This is a genomic window from Candidatus Stoquefichus sp. SB1 (assembly GCF_001244545.1).
GTDB lineage: Bacteria > Bacillota_I > Bacilli_A > Erysipelotrichales > Coprobacillaceae > Stoquefichus.
The window spans coordinates 213,429-228,153 of the sequence record NZ_LN852693.1 but is presented as its reverse complement, the minus strand read 5'-3'; the positions used below and the strand labels follow the sequence as shown (position 1 = coordinate 228,153).

General features: G+C 31.5%; 12 protein-coding genes. 2 read left to right on the top strand and 10 right to left on the bottom strand.

Going from position 1 to position 14,725, the window contains the following annotated elements:
• Positions 1-126 precede the first annotated feature (126 nt).
• Positions 127-2,733 carry a calcium-translocating P-type ATPase, PMCA-type gene (locus BN1865_RS02200; RefSeq protein WP_050635627.1) on the top strand — a complete coding sequence of 869 codons (2,607 nt, stop codon included), beginning with the start codon at positions 127-129 and terminating at the stop codon, positions 2,731-2,733.
• 248 nt (positions 2,734-2,981) lie between these two features.
• Here BN1865_RS02200 and BN1865_RS02195 read toward each other — a convergent pair whose 3' ends face one another.
• The 9 genes from BN1865_RS02195 to BN1865_RS02155 all read right to left on the bottom strand — a co-directional run bounded on the left by BN1865_RS02195 (position 2,982) and on the right by BN1865_RS02155 (position 13,178).
• Entirely contained in the window at positions 2,982-4,424 is a 1,443-nt protein-coding gene (locus BN1865_RS02195; protein WP_050635626.1) for an IS200/IS605 family accessory protein TnpB-related protein, read from the bottom strand.
• Positions 4,425-4,603: 179 nt separating this feature from the next.
• Positions 4,604-5,074, bottom strand: coding sequence for a metallophosphoesterase family protein (locus BN1865_RS02190; protein WP_050635625.1), 471 nt, complete (start codon positions 5,072-5,074; stop codon positions 4,604-4,606).
• A 34-nt stretch (positions 5,075-5,108) separates the two neighbouring features.
• A complete protein-coding gene (locus tag BN1865_RS02185) occupies positions 5,109-5,996 on the bottom strand; it encodes a GerMN domain-containing protein (protein ID WP_050635624.1) in 888 nt (295 codons plus the stop codon).
• A gap of 68 nt (positions 5,997-6,064) precedes the next feature.
• Entirely contained in the window at positions 6,065-6,850 is a 786-nt protein-coding gene (gene murI, locus BN1865_RS02180; protein WP_050635623.1) for a glutamate racemase, read from the bottom strand.
• A 19-nt stretch (positions 6,851-6,869) separates the two neighbouring features.
• On the bottom strand, positions 6,870-8,006 hold the full coding sequence (locus BN1865_RS02175) for a M15 family metallopeptidase (protein ID WP_050635622.1): 1,137 nt from the start codon (positions 8,004-8,006) through the stop codon (positions 6,870-6,872).
• A 65-nt stretch (positions 8,007-8,071) separates the two neighbouring features.
• Positions 8,072-8,275, bottom strand: coding sequence for a helix-turn-helix domain-containing protein (locus BN1865_RS02170; protein ID WP_050635621.1), 204 nt, complete (start codon positions 8,273-8,275; stop codon positions 8,072-8,074).
• Positions 8,276-8,311: 36 nt separating this feature from the next.
• Complete coding sequence (gene uvrC, locus BN1865_RS02165; RefSeq protein ID WP_050635620.1) at positions 8,312-10,081, bottom strand: excinuclease ABC subunit UvrC; 1,770 nt, start codon at positions 10,079-10,081, stop codon at positions 8,312-8,314.
• Positions 10,081-12,390 (bottom strand): endonuclease MutS2, encoded by a 2,310-nt coding sequence (locus BN1865_RS02160; RefSeq protein ID WP_050635619.1) that lies wholly within the window; start codon positions 12,388-12,390, stop codon positions 10,081-10,083. Before BN1865_RS02160 ends, uvrC begins: the two co-directional genes overlap by 1 nt.
• The gene (locus tag BN1865_RS02155; RefSeq protein WP_232780295.1) at positions 12,390-13,178 is read right to left on the bottom strand and encodes a CvpA family protein; all 789 of its coding nucleotides are present in this window, start codon (positions 13,176-13,178) and stop codon (positions 12,390-12,392) included. The genes BN1865_RS02160 and BN1865_RS02155 overlap by 1 nt, the downstream gene beginning before the upstream one ends.
• 97 nt (positions 13,179-13,275) lie before the next feature.
• Here BN1865_RS02155 and rnhC point away from each other — a divergent pair, with 97 nt between their 5' ends.
• Positions 13,276-14,184, top strand: a complete 909-nt coding sequence (rnhC, locus tag BN1865_RS02150; RefSeq protein WP_050635618.1) for a ribonuclease HIII — start codon at positions 13,276-13,278, stop codon at positions 14,182-14,184.
• A gap of 68 nt (positions 14,185-14,252) precedes the next feature.
• Here rnhC and BN1865_RS02145 read toward each other — a convergent pair whose 3' ends face one another.
• A complete protein-coding gene (locus BN1865_RS02145) occupies positions 14,253-14,717 on the bottom strand; it encodes a deoxycytidylate deaminase (RefSeq protein WP_050635617.1) in 465 nt (154 codons plus the stop codon).
• Positions 14,718-14,725 lie beyond the last annotated feature (8 nt).

Here is a 14,725-nt window from a genome sequence, read left to right as displayed (position 1 = left end):
TATACCACGCTTGTCATGAATGGCATTATAATTAAATAATTTTTTATAAATAACATTTCTTTTTAAAATCAATGATTGTGAGTGATATAATATAAGTAAGAAGAAATATAAAGGAGGTTTTCATAAATGAAAGGATATAATCAGTCAGTTGATGATGTGATTTTAAATTTAAAAACTGATGCTAAGATGGGATTATCTTCCATAGAAGCAGAGAAAAGGTTAAAAACATATGGACCTAATCAATTAGAAAAAGCAAAAAACAAATCAAATTTGAATAAATTTGTTGATCAATTCAAAGATGCAATGATCATTATCTTATTGATTGCTGCTGCAATTTCATTTGGGATTGCTTTACAAGAAAAAGAAGTTTCAGCATTCTTTGAACCCTTATTAATCCTATTCATTGTTGTTCTCAATGCAATCATGGGTGTTTTTCAAGAAAACAAAGCTGAAAAATCACTTGAAGCACTGATGTCACTTTCTTCTCCACATGCTCGTGTTATAAGAGATAATCAGGAAAAAATAATTGATGCTAAAGATTTGGTTATTGGTGATTTAATCAAAGTAGAAGCTGGTGACTTGATACCAGCTGATGCAAGAATTATTGCTGCTTCAAGTTTAAAATCTGAAGAATCTGCACTCACTGGTGAATCTGTTCCAGTTGATAAAAATGCCAACCTCATTGACGCAGATGATGTTGCTATTGGTGATCGCTTTAATATGCTTTATTGTGGCTGCTGCATTACATATGGAACTGCCCTTGCGATTATCACTCATACTGGAATGGAAACTGAAATGGGTAAAATTGCAAAACTCTTAAATCGCGAAGAAGAAACAAAAACACCTTTACAACAAAAACTTGCTGAATTAGGACGTTTATTAGGAATACTTGCTGTTGTCATATGTATTATTATTTTCATAATTGGATTGTTAGATGGAATTTCTTGGATTGAAATCTTTATGACATCTGTTTCATTAGCTGTTTCTGCTATTCCGGAAGGTTTGCCTGTTATTGTCACAATTGTCTTATCAATTGGTGTTGGAAAAATGGCCAAACATAATGCAATTGTCAAAAAACTTCCAGCAGTGGAAACATTAGGAAGTACAAGTGTTATATGTTCAGATAAAACAGGAACATTAACGCAAAATAAAATGACTCTTGTAAAAGCATTTACTGATCAGCAGATTTTAGAAGATATCCATGAACAGAATTGTCCTGAAATTTTAGAACTCTTAAAATATGGGACATTATGTTCAAATGGTTCTGTCACACAACAAAATGATGAAACAATTCATATTGGTGATCCAACTGAAACAAGTATTATTGCAGCAACACTTAAAAATCATATTGATATTGATCAATTACATCAGCAATATCCTCGTATATATGAATTACCTTTTGATTCAGATAGAAAATTAATGTCCGTCATTATTAAAAAAGATGATCAGTTTTTAGTCATTACAAAAGGTGCATGTGATGAGCTACTCAAAAAATGTCAATATGGCAATCTTCATGAAGCTATGCTAAAAGCAGAGGAATTAAGCCAAAATGCTTTGCGTGTTATTGCGGTGGCATATAAATATATAGATGAAATACCTACTCACCCTACATGTGAAACGATTGAAACAAATTTAACTTTTATGGGATTAGTAGGAATGATTGATCCACCTCGTGATGAAGCCAAAATAGCAGTAGCAACATGTTTAAAGGCAGGTATTAAACCTGTTATGATTACTGGTGATCATATTATTACTGCAAGTGCTATTGCTAAAGAGTTAGGAATTTTACAGCCTGGCGATGAAACAATGACTGGTCATCAGCTAGCACTTCTTTCAGATGAACAACTTGATCAAAAAGTACAAAACATTTCAGTTTATGCGCGTGTTTCTCCAGAAGATAAAATTCGTGTCGTCAAAGCATGGCAACGTCAAAATGCTGTTGTTTCTATGACTGGAGACGGTGTTAATGATGCACCAGCATTAAAAGCTAGCGATATTGGATGTGCTATGGGAATTACTGGAACAGATGTTGCTAAAAGTGCTGCCGATTTAACATTGATGGATGATAATTTTGCAACTATTGTTGAAGCTGTTAAAGAAGGACGTGGCATTTATCAGAATATTAGAAAAGCAATTGGCTATCTTCTTGGAACAAATATTGGAGAAATTCTTGTTGTTTTTACATCAATGCTTATTTTTAAACAAGCTCCCCTTTTATCTATGCAATTGCTTTGGATTAATCTTGTGACTGATAGTTTACCAGCCATTGCATTAGGTATGGAAGCAATCGAGGATGAAGTTATGGATATGCCTCCAAGACATAAAAATGAAAGTATCTTTGCGCATCGTTTAGGTTTAAGAATTGCTATTCAGGGACTTTTATTTGGTGGTTTATCATTATTTGCATTCTATTATGGAAAAACGTCTTTGAATTCTGTAAAAGCTGGACGTACTCTTTGTTTTATGGTCCTTGCCCTTTCACAAGTTTTTCAATCTTATAATATGCGTTCTCATAAATCATTATTTAAGATTGGTATATTAAGTAATACAATGCTAAATAAAGCTGCATTGATTTCATTTCTCTTAGTCGCTGCTGTTCTCTTTATTCCACCTTTATCAATGATTTTTGGATTAACCCAATTACCTATTCAATATTATTCCATTGGATTATTATTGAGTATGTCACCTATTCTCTTTGATGAAGTTTTAAAGGCTATAAAAATTATTCAATAAGAAAAGGAATTATTTTCAATAATTCCACCTGACCAATAGTCAGGCTCCAGATTGTTTCTTACCATCTGAATATAACTATATCTCATTTCCTCCTGTCTATCAGATAACGCATTGTCTGTAAGTACGACGAGAATCTGTTCTATAGTTCTTTTTATACAATAGCCAGTTCATTTCATTCACTATGACCATGTAATCTTTCTCTGATTCATATCATAACCATAATGATGAACTGGCTATTTTTTTATGACTCATTCTGCAGCTAGCTGACTGTAGTTCCTCCACCTTGTAAGTTGTGGCTTGTTGATTTGCTGATACTGTTTTAATGGCAGTCTTTCACTGTATCCCATTCCTCTTCTGGCTATCACATATGATGCTGCCTTATCTATGCTGATTCCCTTCTGTCTGGCATATTTCAACTTTCCTATGATACTTGTATACGCCGGATTCACTTCATTGATTCCTATTCTTTCTTTGTATGAGCGACTGTATAGCTTTTCAATGATCTTTCGATATGAGAATTCACTTAGCATTCTCTGATACTGCTTATTCTGATTATACAGTTCAAAGTCCTTTTTCTTCTTTTCAAAGTTCAGTTCCTCTATAATCAGTGGCTTACCGACTTCTCTGCAGTATCCGATGACCTGTTTCACTGTGTTCTCTATAATCCATTTTCTTTGACTTGATGTCTTACTGCTAAGGTCAAATAGAAAATCACGACAGTATATCAGATTCCCTTGTCTGTCTATCTCGCTTAATGATATCCTGTCGTTATTGATATCTATTCCAACTGTTCCTCCTGTGATTTCAAACAGGCATCCCTCATACTTCACATCAAGTTCTATTGCTGCACTGATAATGAAGTAGTCACCTTTATCCTTCAGGGTATAGCACACTGCCTTCCCCTTTGTGGCATGCTTCAGATTCAGTACTCTTATCAGTTCTTCCCTGCGATAGGGAAAGTCAAGTGAAAAGGCATGTCTTCTCTGATAGGTATCGATATATGTCATTGTCTTCTTTTCGTGATCATACTTGAACAGATTGTTGCAGTATTTGCCCTGACTTCTTCCTGTTATCTTCATATACCTGTTTCTATGAAAGCGAATCTGCTTCATCCTCTTTTCAAGTTTTTCTATCCTACGAAGCACCCTTGTCCTTCTGTATCTGAGCTGCTTTAATTTATGTCCTGTTGACCTGATCAGTGGATTCAGTATCTGAACCTCAAACAGATACAGAAGCATATACTGATTTCTATAGTAGCAGTGAAGAGGATCACGACTATACCACTTCATATCCCTGCATCTGTAGACAGGTGGAAGTACTTCACCATGAGTAATCGCTTTAGAAAGCGCTACAAGAGTATACTTGGTCATTCTATACTGATTAAAATACTTTTCTTCCTGATCAATCTTCTTTAGCTTCTTCTTTTTCATGGATATAGACTTATGATGCCAGGTCTTCTGTGACTTCAGTATTCCCTTAGCCTCACTGATTGCACTTAAAGGGAAGTAGTCATTGGTATGATAGATATCCTTCAGATATCTGGAGTTGATGCTGTTGTTATGATAGAGTTCTCTGTAAGACTTATGAAGCATTGACTGATAGAGTGATATGTCATTTTGAATAGCGAGAGCAGTATCATTGGATAACTCATGATAATAGACTCTGGTAGATGAAATCGTTATCTTAGGCATAGTTATCTCCTTTCATGAAAGAAAAGAGGACAAAACAAAGATACATCAGACATGTATATTCATTTTATCCTCGAAGACTTCCGTACTCATATTATAGCAGGAGGGCTTATCATTCAATGCTTTAAGCAAATATATTTAATGGCGCATCCAAATTCTTAATAGATAAAAAAATTGAGTTTTTATAACTCAATTTTTTTAAATTCACATGTAACCTGTTGCTGATCAATTGTCACAACTGCATAGCTTCTATCACTTCCACCACGTGGTAAAGATGTTGAACCAGGGTTAATATAATAATAGTCCCCTTCTCTTTGAAACAAAGGCATATGGGTATGACCAAAAAGCAATAATTGACAATGATTTCTCGTTAAAAAATCATGCATTGCTAATTCGCGATTAAACATACTAAAGTGCTGTCCATGCGTAATGATAATTGGCATATCTTCAATTACTAAATGAGCTTCTTGAGGTAAATCTAGAGCCCAATCATTATTCCCTTTTACACAAATATATCCACTCAGCATTTCTTTATGATATGCTTCACTATCTCCACAATGGATATAATAATCAGCATGTGGTTCACATTCTCTAACATATTCTAACATTCTATCATCGCCATGATTATCTGACATTACAACTATTTTTTTCATTCTCTATCACCGACGACTATTATATCAAAAATATTTATATTTTTATATAGTTATATTCAATTTGTGAAGATTGTTTTGTTCTTACATCTTCTCCATTAATTTTTATTTCAACATCTTCAACATCTTTTAAAGATGACAATGATAAAACAATTAAATCTTCTAAACTCTGATCTATCTTTTCATTATCAAGCAAAACATTTGAATCAATATCAATTGTTAATAATCCATTATCTAGTTTTGCATCAATAAGATGTATTTTACTTTGAACATAACTTAAAATCGTCTGCACTTGAGATTTTAATGATTCATTTTCATCAATTCGAATTGTTGTTGGTACATAATATGAATATTGATTAATGATTTTTTGATTATAAACCATTACTGGAATTGTCTGATGCAATAATGTAGATGCATCTTCAAAATTATTTAATCCTAAATCATGTGTTAATGATGATAATGGGATTGTACTATTAGGTAAATAGGAAACATCTTTGCCTTGAATCTGTAATTTTAACTGTTGAATATCCTGATTATCAGTCATTGTAAATGTCAATGCTTCAATAATATCTAAAGCATCCTGATTTGAATATAACTGATCATTAAAATTAATAGTCAATATTTTATTTTTTACCTGAATTGATTCAACTTCTAAATCTTTACTCAAGACTGGATATAATCCATAAGCAATTAACTCTTCAGATTTCATAAAATCAATACAATTCCTAACTTCCTCTTCTAATTCAACCTGACTATGAAAATTGATTGAAATAGGAATTAATTCATTATCACTATCTTTAAACACTACCGTTTTTAAATACACATCCTGACTTTCTTCACGCTTTGTATCCTTACGTAAATAAATGTAGGATACAAATGTCAAACATATTATTAAAACTGAAATAACACCTATTTTCTTGTTCATAATCCCACCTCAAAATAACATATGTTTATTCATTAAAAATATGCAAAAAAGAAGTGAATTTTCACTTCTTAAAATTGCAAATGTTCAATATTTAATTGCTGGTAATGAAAAAATCCTTCTGATGAATAACGAAACTCTTTAGGGTTTCCCGTTGTATAAATCTTGATTTCACCTAATTTTGTTTGTTGACAGTACATTTGATGAACTTTCAAATAAGAAGACACTTCCTGACAAATAGATTCACTACTTGAAATATACTCTTTATCTGGAAATACTTTTTGAATCTGACCAAGAACTATTGGATAATGAGTACATCCCAATATTAACGAATCAACTTTATCCAAATAAGGCTGCAGGTAGTGATTTAATGTATTTTCAATCCCATTTTTATATTCACCCGATTCAATGAGAGGAACGAGTTTTGGAGTTGCTAATTCATAAACATTGATATCAGGGTGATAATGATGAATTAATTCCTGATATTTATGTGATTGTATGGTTGCCTGTGTAGCAATCACAAGAACATTTTTTGTATCACGATTTAGAAAATCGTGAACAGTTGAATGAATAACACCCACAATTGGAATTTGGGGATAAAGAACTTGTAATTCTGATAAGACATTAGCACTTGTTGTGTTACATGCCAAGACAATCATTTTTACATTTTGTGATATAAAGAAATCACAAATTTGACGTGTATACGATAATAACTGTTCCTTACTTTTTTCGCCATAAGGGCAATGAATGTTATCACCAATATATATCATATTTTCATGTGGTAATTCTGTTTGTAAATGCGTCAGAACAGTCAATCCACCAACGCCTGAATCAAATATTCCAATTGGTCTCTCCATTTTCTTCTCTCCTCACTGATTATTGCGTTTGATATTCTTCTAATGTCATCTGAGAATCATGTAGCGATTTTGCTAGACTTTTACCCACATAGCGATAAACATGGGCATCATAAGCATGATTTGTAACGGATGCTTTCCCCTGCGGATATCGCAGAATAAACCCATACTCATATGCATGCTCCTGTAACCAGCGTGACATTTCTGTTGTTTCAAAATCTTTATAAGCCTTCTGTGATTGAGTTACACATATTGTTAACCCTAACTGATATTCATTATATCCTACTTCTTGAGATGATAATGTTTGTGGTGACTGATAAGCCTCCCTCAACAAAAAGCCACTATAATTTTGACTTAATGCTTCATACATCTTTAATAATGCACTATATGCATCACTTTGTAAATACATTGCATATCTCACCCTTGGAATATCTTGGGTTAATAATAAACCACTTGGTTCATAATTACCTATATAATGTCGATTATCCACTAAAGTTGATAATTCATAAGGATTAAAAACAATCTGTACACGTTCTGGTAATTCTACTGTTAATAAATTCTTTAAACTCTTTTGATTATAAGCTGTTGTTAACATTTTCATAACATCTTTCAACTGATTATTATCGTCTATTCCCATCTGCTGAAGTTTTGTTATATAAAATTCACTATCTTGAACATATGAATAATCATTCTGATTATATAAAGGTTTTAAATATTCATAAATATCTATATAATCAAAACGAAAATTTTCTTCATTTAAAAAAGTCATTTCTAATGTTTTATCAATTAAAAGCTTAGCTTCATTTAAAGCACGTTCTTTAAACAAATATGTTAAACGTGTAGAAAGACTATTCCCAATTTCTAATATATCAGCTGTCTTTGGATAACGTTTTGTATCTTTAAGATAATTGTAATATTGATAATTTTCTAAATAAAAATCATCATATTCTATGTATTCAATAAATTGATCAATAGGAATTTGATTTTCTATCAAATAAGCCTGTTCATCTTCATCTAAATATTTTTCAATAAAAACACGATTATCATTATTAATACCATTAACGCGATAAAACTTATCAAAATTCAAATTAACAACATAAAAAGAGCAACCAAATAAGATAATAATAACCAAAAACAAATGCCATGTTTTCAATTTCATGCAATCACCCTTTCTTGACCATTATAATACATATGAAGATATTTTTAAAGAAAAGAAATTGATTTCTAGAAATCAATTTCTTTCATCTTAATCAATTCCAAAACAGCCTGTATTCTTGAATCAACACCTAATTTTTGTATGACATTAGAAATATGATTTCTCACTGTTTTTTCACTAATACATAAACTGTCAGCAATCTGTCTTGTTGATTGACTTTTTGTCAATAATGTAAAAATCTCTTTTTCTCTTTTGGTTAATAAGGAATGCATCGTAACCCTCCCTTATTTACTATATGAGAAAATCCGCTAAGCGTTCGTATCATTGTGTAAAGATTGATAAAGTTCTTCAGCCACTTTTTCTGGCAATATTTCCATCAATTCTTCAATTGGTGCTTCTTTCATTTTTTTTACACTTTTAAATCGATTTAAAAGTTGTTTTTTACGTTTAGGACCAATTCCTTCAATATCATCCAATAATGATGAAAACAATGATTTAGAACGAACATTTTTATGGAAACTAATCGCATATCGATGGACTTCATCTTGCATTCTTGTTAATAAGAAAAATAATTCACTTTTAGGATGTATTGGAATGGTTTTCCCTTCACTATCTAACAACATTGCTGTTGAATGCTTATCATCTTTTGCTAAACCACAAATAACAATAGGTAAATTTAATGAATCAATAATCTCTTTAGCTGCATGAATTTGTCCCAATCCTCCATCGACAATAATCATATCTGGTGGTGTTAAACCTTCCATTAACACTCGATAATAACGTCGATAAATAACCTCACGCATACTTCCATAATCATCCGGTCCCTCTACTGTCTTAATCTTAAATTTACGATAGTCTTTTTTTGAAGGAACGCCATCTTTAAAGCATACCATTCCAGCAACTGCATATGCCCCTTGAATATTGGAATTATCAAACAATTCAATAACATGTGGTGTTTTGATATGCAATAATTCTCCTAATTGCTGCATAGCCCCTATTGTGGATGCTTCATTTTTTTGAATAAGCTGGAATTTTTTTTCTAATGACTCTTTTGCATTTTCAATAGCCATTTGGACTAATGAATACTTATTTCCCTTTTGTGGTTTGATAATTTTACAATCTAAAATTTCTTTTAAAACATCATCATCAATATCCTGTGGTAAAAGAATTTCTTTAGGCAAAGTATTATTCTGATAAAAACTAACAATAAATTGCTGTAAGTCATCTTCAACATTTTCACTAATGGGAACTAAGTTCAAATCACGTGATAGAAGTTTTCCATTGCGCATAAAAAACAATTGAATACTTAAATATCCATGATCAACATAATAACCTAAAATATCACGATCAACCTGATCATTAAATTGGACATGCTGCTTGGCAGTCACATAACGAATATGTGAAATCAAATCTCGATATTCCTTCGCTTGTTCAAAATTTAATTCCTCACTTGCTTTATTCATTTTTTCAGTTAATTCAACTACTTTTTCCTTAATATCACCATTCAATAATTTTGTAATTGATTTTTTCATATCTGTATAAACTTCAGGATCAACGTCATTAATACATGGTGCCAAACATTGATTTAAAGAATAATAGAGACAAGGTTTTTTAGGAATATGATTACATTTTCTTAATGGATAAAGACGATCTAATAATTTGTATGTTTCTCTAGCAGCAGTTGCATCTGGAAACGGTCCAAAATGCTTTGCCTTCTTTTCTTTTGCATTACGAACTATTTTAAGTCGTGGGTGTTCTTCATTGGTCATTTGTATATATGGATAATATGTATTATCCATAAACATAATATTGTATTTAGGTGCATAATCTTTAATTAAATTAATTTCTAAAAGTAATGCTTCTTTTTCACTATCAGTAACAATATATTCAAAATCAACAATTTCACTAACCAATTTTGTTGTTTTATAATTATGTGCACCAACAAAATAAGAATGGACACGGTTCTTTAATTTTTTAGCTTTACCAACATAAATAATTGTCCCCTCTTTATCTTTCATTAAATAACAGCCCGGTGTCGCTGGTAATAAAGAGAGTTTATTTTTTATAAGTTCATTCATTATTCAAAATAAACCAAAGTTGCACCTAATCCACCTTCATTAGGTCCACCATCTCGATAAGAGACAACATGTTTATTCTTATCTAACATTTTTCTAATTCCCTTACGTAAAGCTCCAGTTCCCATTCCATGAACAACACGCACATGTGGATATCCTAAAACAATAGCATCATCTAAAAACTTATCAACCAATGCCATTGCTTCTTCATAACGCTTTCCAATAACATTAATTTCATATGTTCCTGTTTTATTCATAGTTGTTTTTTTCACACTTGCTTTTTTCACTTTTTTGACTTTGGTTTGAGGGTGCATAAAAACAACCTCATCTTCATGCAATTTCACATTTAATCCAGCAAGCGAAACCATAATCATATGGTTTTTAAGAACTTCAATAATATCGCCTTCTCGATTCATTTTTGTCACTTTGACATGATCTCCAACTTTTAAAACATGTTCTTGTTTTACAACCTGTTCTTGATTCATAAATTTCATTTGATCTAAATCATGTTTAGCTTGAATAATTTCATGTTGTTTTAAAGAAGTAGACTGCATTGATGCAACAATAAGATCAATATTTTCTTTGGCTTCTTCTAAAAGTGAATTAGCCTCATCTTTTGCTTTTTGTAATAATTCATTTTTTTGCTGATCCAATTGATGAATCTGATGACGATACTGTTTTTCAAGTTTCTGATTTTGGGCCATTAAGTCATCCAATTGCATTTGCTGCAATGATAATTGTTCTTCTTTTTTCTCTAACACTTCCATTAAACGTTCATGTTCACTCATAGAAGCCAATTTTAAGTTTTGAGCTTGTTCAATCATTTGCTGATCCAATCCTAATAATTGTGCAATTTCTATTGCATATGATTGTCCGACACTATCAAGTTTCAAATGATAAGTTGGTCGCATTGCTTCTAAATCAAAAGAAACAGCTGCCATTAAAATTTCAGGATGTTCTTTAGCAAATGTCTTTAATTTTCCATAATGTGTAGACGCTAAAACAAAAGTTCCCATTTCAATAAAACGCGTTAAGATGGCTTCTGCTAAACTTTCTCCTTCTTGAGGATCAGTACCTGAACCAACTTCATCTAAAATAACCAGACTCTTATCAGTTGCATGTTTTAAAATATCAATAATTTTCATCATGTGACTTGAAAATGTTGAAAGCGATTGTTCAATTGACTGTTCGTCTCCCAAATCAGCATAAATATTATCAAACAAAGGAATACATGCTTCTAAACAAGGAACTGGCATTCCACATATTGCCATTAAAGATAATAATCCAGCGGTCTTAAGTGTTACTGTCTTTCCACCTGTATTACTTCCACTAATCAATAACATACGATGTTGAGATAAAATAATATCATTTGCTACCACTTTCTTCTCATCAATAAGAGGATGACGTGCTTCCTTTAAAGTCACTTGCTCTCCATTTTCTTCAACTGTTGGACGACAACAGTGATGCAAATAACCATATTGTGCCTTTGCAAAAATAAAATCAAGTTCTTCTAAAATTTCTAAATTAAAACGAAAATGATAATAATGCCCTTTTACAATTTGTGATAACTCATAAAGAATGCGGGCTATCTCTTCATTTTCTTCACTTTGATATACACTTAATTGATTATTCATACCAACGACAACCTCAGGTTCAATATAAAGCGTTTGTCCAGTCGCACTTTGAGCATGAATTAATCCACTTACCTGACTTTTATATCCTGCTTTTACAGGCAATACTAAACGATCATTTTTGGTTGTGATTTGATCAATAGAAAGCATCTCTTGAGAATCTTTGACCAAAGAATCCATTTTTAAACGAATCTGTGATTGAATTTGTCTCATTTGCTTTCTTAAATGACTCAAAGTAGGACTTGCCTGATCACTCACCTGACCATCAGGCAAAATACATCTTCTGATTTCATTCATCAGATGAGGATGTTCAACCAATCCATCACTTAACTCTTGTAAATAAATTGTTTCAACTTCACTTGATAATAAATAATTCTTTACGTTTTGAATACACTCTAGATGATTAAGGAACTTTAAAAGTTCTTCACCTTGCAATATCCCATCCCGATTTGCTTTCTCTAAATAGAGTGAAATATCACTTAATCCACCAAGCGGCATTCTCCCTTGAATGGATACCAATTTCATAGCTTCATCAACTTTATCTAATGCTTCATTTAAATCATCAATATCATCAAAAAGTTCCAATTTCTCAATTTTCTTCTTTCCTAAAGAAGATGCACAATAGTTTTGGATTTGATGTTTGATTTCATTCATTTCTAATGTTTCATATATTGTTTTCATTATTCACCACTCACATTTATTTTTCCTAGGATATCCATAAGTTCATTTTTGGAATATCCAGATTCTTCTAAAATTACTTCAATTTGCTGTTTTTGTTTTGGTGTTAAAGTGATATTTTTTTCATTGAGCTGATTCAAAATATTTTCAGATAATATTTTTTCAGCCTGCTGACTATCAATGAGATTCATATCTATTGCTGATAACATCAATTTTGTTAATGTTTCAGGAGAATCAAACTGGGTATTCTGATCAGTTTTTAAATACTGACTCATATCCATGACAGATTGACTCACATCAGGAACCAATTGAATAATGCGACTTGCTATAAAGGAATCTTGAATTATAGCTGCTCCATTATTCACAAAAGGAATAACAGCAAAAACAAGAACCAAATAAGCGATAATCAAACTTTCTATAACACTTAATATTAACCCTAAAACTTTATCTACAAAAGAAGTTAATGAGAATGTCTGCATCAAACCTTTTAACACTGGTTTAATTGCAAGACCTAATAATTTTTTTATAATCATCAAAACAACTAATAAGATAACAAAAACAACGATCTGATTAATCATTTGACCTACCATAGATGCAAAAGCATCAGTTGTATCATATTTATATATCATTATAATAGAAGACATTGGTTTTGCCAAAAAATATGATAAAAACAAAACAATAATTGTCCCTGCAAAATCATATAATCTTGTTACAAAACCTTTTATATAGCCAACAATTGCCATAAATATGAAAAAAACGACAAAAATAAGATCAATCATTTGGAAATTCAAAATAAAATCCTCCTTATAAACTTAGTTATTATAACATTTGAAAATTGTTCTGTCAAAATTGACAAAATTATGTTAAAATAATAATGAGGTGATTATCGTGGAACCAATTATACTTAAAGTGAAAGATAGTACATTGGAGAAAATGAAAAAATATTATGATAGCCAAATGGTTCCAGTTGATGACACAAACCTTATATTTAAAGCGCATGCTATTGGTTGTGATATCATTGCAAAAATTGATGGAACAGTTGAATTAAGCGGACAAAATGCCTTGCAGGAAGCCAAACACTGGTCTAAAAAAGTAGCGAAAGAACTCGCAAATTTAACATCTAATGTTGATGATGTTTTCCCTTTTCATCATATTGGATGTGCTGAAACAGGTTCAGCTGACTATCTTGGCCCTATTTGTGTTGTCGCATGTTATGTGACAGAAGATGATGTTGAATTATTAAAAGAATTGAATATTGATGATATGGCTCATCTTTCTAATCAGGATATTGTGAATTGTGCAAAATTAATTAAAGACAAATTGGTTTATAGTCTATTAATTTTAGATAATTCACATTATAACAAAATGGTTCAAGAAGGTTTCAATCAAGCAAATATTAAAGCAAAGCTTTACAATCAGGCTACAGTTAATGTAATGCAAAAAGTCAAGCAAAATGTAAAGGTCAAGGTGATCAATCAATTTGTTTCTCCAAAAACATATTTTAACTATCTTAAAAATGAAGTTATAGTTGTCAAAGACTTAATGTTTGAATCAGATGCTGAAAAGAAATATATGGCAATTGTCGCTGCTGAAATCCTTTCTCGCTATGCCTATCTACAGTATTATGCAAATATGACCAAAAGTCTAAAAATGAATCTCTGTCGAGGTACAAGCACAGCTGTGGATACTATCGCTGCAAAGATTGCCACTAAATATGGCGAAAAGATGTTGATGAAGGTTGCTAAACTTAATTTTACAAATACCAAAAGAGTTAAAGCGCTCATTGAAGATCAATAAGAATGGCTATCCATTCTTTTTTATTTTGTCCAAATTGAAAGGTTTTAAAAAAGGAAGTCAGAAACTTCCTATTTGATTTCAATATCAAATTTTTCCATTTTTGTATAACGTACTCCAGCCGCATTCAACATACGTTTTGCTGCTTTATCACTAGGTGTATCACTATATTTATCATCTTCATAAACAATTTCCTGTATTCCACTTTGAATAATTGCTTTTACACATTCGTGACAAGGAAATAAAGATACATAAATACGACATCCATGTAGTTTTTGAGTACTATTTAAGATGGCATTTAATTCAGCATGAACAACATAAGGATATTTGGTATCATACATATCACCATCTCTATTTGCCCATGGAAACTCATTATCTTCACAACCCCAAGGCAGTCCATTATATCCTACACCAACAATTTTATGTTCTGGTGTTACAATACATGCACCAACTTGAGTATTTGGATCTTTAGAACGATACGCTGATAACTTCGCAATTCCCATAAAATACTGATCCCAACTAATGACTTTAGACATCCTCTTAC

Excerpts from the sequence above, each read along its gene's own strand:
- BN1865_RS02160 (WP_050635619.1), bottom strand. The coding sequence starts at position 12,390 with ATGAAAACAATATATGAAACATTAGAAATGAATGAAATCAAACATCAA.
- BN1865_RS02200 (WP_050635627.1), top strand. The coding sequence starts at position 127 with ATGAAAGGATATAATCAGTCAGTTGATGATGTGATTTTAAATTTAAAA.
- BN1865_RS02145 (WP_050635617.1), bottom strand. The coding sequence starts at position 14,717 with ATGTCTAAAGTCATTAGTTGGGATCAGTATTTTATGGGAATTGCGAAG.
- BN1865_RS02195 (WP_050635626.1), bottom strand. The coding sequence starts at position 4,424 with ATGCCTAAGATAACGATTTCATCTACCAGAGTCTATTATCATGAGTTA.
- murI (WP_050635623.1), bottom strand. The coding sequence starts at position 6,850 with ATGGAGAGACCAATTGGAATATTTGATTCAGGCGTTGGTGGATTGACT.
- BN1865_RS02185 (WP_050635624.1), bottom strand. The coding sequence starts at position 5,996 with ATGAACAAGAAAATAGGTGTTATTTCAGTTTTAATAATATGTTTGACA.
- BN1865_RS02175 (WP_050635622.1), bottom strand. The coding sequence starts at position 8,006 with ATGAAATTGAAAACATGGCATTTGTTTTTGGTTATTATTATCTTATTT.
- uvrC (WP_050635620.1), bottom strand. The coding sequence starts at position 10,081 with ATGAATGAACTTATAAAAAATAAACTCTCTTTATTACCAGCGACACCG.
- BN1865_RS02170 (WP_050635621.1), bottom strand. The coding sequence starts at position 8,275 with ATGCATTCCTTATTAACCAAAAGAGAAAAAGAGATTTTTACATTATTG.
- BN1865_RS02190 (WP_050635625.1), bottom strand. The coding sequence starts at position 5,074 with ATGAAAAAAATAGTTGTAATGTCAGATAATCATGGCGATGATAGAATG.